The 2302-nt window shown below is 70.6% G+C and carries 2 protein-coding genes; both read left to right on the top strand.

Annotated elements, in window-relative coordinates; all coding sequences use genetic code 11:
* The coding region (locus tag H0W38_RS21135; RefSeq protein WP_292457906.1) for a penicillin-binding protein 2 at positions 1-1653 on the top strand (1653 nt) is incomplete at its 5' end.
* Positions 1654-2302, top strand: a 649-nt coding sequence (locus H0W38_RS21130) for a Mur ligase family protein (RefSeq protein ID WP_292457903.1), incomplete at its 3' end; no start/stop codon positions are given.

Below are 2302 nucleotides of genomic sequence, written 5' to 3'. Positions count from 1 at the left end.
GGCGTCGGCTTCGTGGTGCTGCTCGGCCGCGCGCTCGACGTGCAGGTGATCGACACCGCTTTCTATCAGCAGCAGGGCGAGAACCGCTACGCGCGCACGCTGGAGCTGCCGGCCAACCGCGGCCGCATCATCGACCGCAGCGGCCTGCTGCTCGCCTCCAGCGTGCCGGCGCCGACCATCTGGGCGATCCCGAAGGATTTCGACGCCGCAAGGGGCGACCGCCGCGCCCTCGCCAAGCTGCTGTCCATGACGCCGGCCGAACTGGACCGAAAGCTCGACGACAACCCCAACTTCGTCTACCTGCGCCGCCAGGTCGACGAGGCGGTGGCTTTGCAGGTCAAGGCGCTGAAGCTCGATGGCATCCACCAGCTCGCCGAGTACAAGCGCCGCTATCCCGAGGGCGAGGCGGCTGCGCACGTGGTGGGCTTCACCAATGTCGAGGATCGCGGGCAGGAAGGCATCGAGCTGGCCTTCCAGGACGCCCTGGCCGGGCGCGACGGCACCCGCCGCGTCATCAAGGACCGGCTCGGCCGGATCGTGGAAGACATCGGCGAGAGCGTGCCGCCGGTCGACGGCCACGACATCCAGCTCTCGCTCGACACCAAGCTGCAGTTTTTCGCCTACCAGCGCATCCGCGACGCGGTGGCCGAACACAAGGCCAAGGCCGGCAGCGTGGTGGTGCTCGACGTGCAGACCGGCGAGCTGCTGGCGCTGGCCAACTACCCGAGCTTCACCCCCGGCGACCGCCGCAAGCTGAGCGGTGAGCAACTGCGCAACCGCGCGCTGACCGACACCTTCGAGCCCGGCTCGACGATGAAGCCCTTCATCGCCGCACTGGCCATCGACACCGGCCGTGTGCGCCCCGGCACGCGCATCGACACGGCGCCCGGCCGCATGACGATCACCGGGCGCACCATCCGCGATCACAAACCGTATGGCGTGCTGACGGTCGAGCAGGTGATCCAGAAATCGAGCAACGTCGGCACCGTCAAGATGGCGATGCAAATGCCGGCGCAAGAGATGTGGGAGATGTTCTCCGCCATCGGCATGGGCCAGAAGCCCCGGCTCGATTTCCCCGGCGCCGTGACCGGCCGCCTGCGGCCCCACAAGACTTGGCGGCCGATCGAGCAGGCGACCATGAGCTACGGCTACGGCCTCTCGGCGAGCCTGTTTCAAATCGCCCGGGCCTACAGCGTGTTCGCGCGCGACGGTGAGCTGATGCCGGTGTCGATCACCAAGCTCGAGCGGCCGACCGAAGGCGTGCAAGTGTTCTCGCCGGAGACCGCGCGCGCCGTGCGCCACATGCTGCAGATGGCCGCCGGCGAGGGCGGCACGGCGCCCAAGGCGCAGGCCATCGGCTATTCGGTCGGCGGCAAGACCGGCACCGCCTACAAGCAGGAAGGCAAGGGCTACTCGACCAAGAAGTACCGCTCGTGGTTCGTCGGCCTGGCGCCGGTGAGCGAGCCGCGCATCGTGGTCGCGGTGATGGTCGACGAGCCCGACGCTGGCAAGCACTACGGCGGCGACGTCGCGGCGCCGGTGTTCAGCGCGGTAGTGCAGCAGAGCCTGCGCACCATGGGCGTGGCGCCCGACACCCCGGTCACCCCGCAGATCGTGGCGCGCGAGCTCGAAGCGGTGGAGGAGAGCTTCTAGATGCTCACCGAACTCGCGTCCCCGCAGGCCGCCGCGAGCTGGCTGCGCGCCGGCACGCGCGGCAGCCTGCGCACCGACAGCCGCGAGGTGCGGCACGGCGACGCCTTCATCGCCTGGCCGGGCCATGTGACCGACGGTCGCCGCTTCGTCGGCGATGCGCTGGCGGCCGGGGCGGCGCTGTGCCTGGTCGAGGCCGAGGGCGTCGAGGCGCACGGCTTCGACGATGGGCGCATCGGTGCGCTGGCTTCGCTCAAGGCCGCGACCGGCCCCATCGCCGACCTCTTCTACGCGCAGCCTTCGCGTGCGCTGCAGATGCTCGCTGTCACCGGCACCAACGGCAAGACGTCCACGGCATGGTGGATCGCGCAGGCCCTGTCCTTGCTGGGCCGGCGCTGCTCGGTGGTGGGCACGCTGGGCATCGGGCAGCCGCCGGGCAGTAGCACGGCGCACGGCGAGCCGCCTCACCGCGGCGCGGCCGGCAGGGATTCGCCCGGACCGGCCACGCCGGCGCGCCTGCAAGCGACCGGGCTGACCACGCCCGATCCCGCGGTGCTGCAAGCTGCGCTGCGCGGCATGGTCGACGAAGGCTACGCCGCCTGCGCGATCGAGGCCTCGTCGATCGGTCTCGACGAGCACCGCCTTGCCGGCG

The organism is Methylibium sp., from assembly GCF_013817365.1.
Taxonomy (GTDB): Bacteria; Pseudomonadota; Gammaproteobacteria; order Burkholderiales; family Burkholderiaceae_C; genus Methylibium.
Note: the sequence above shows the minus strand (reverse complement) of the source record. Positions and strands in the feature narration are given on the sequence as shown.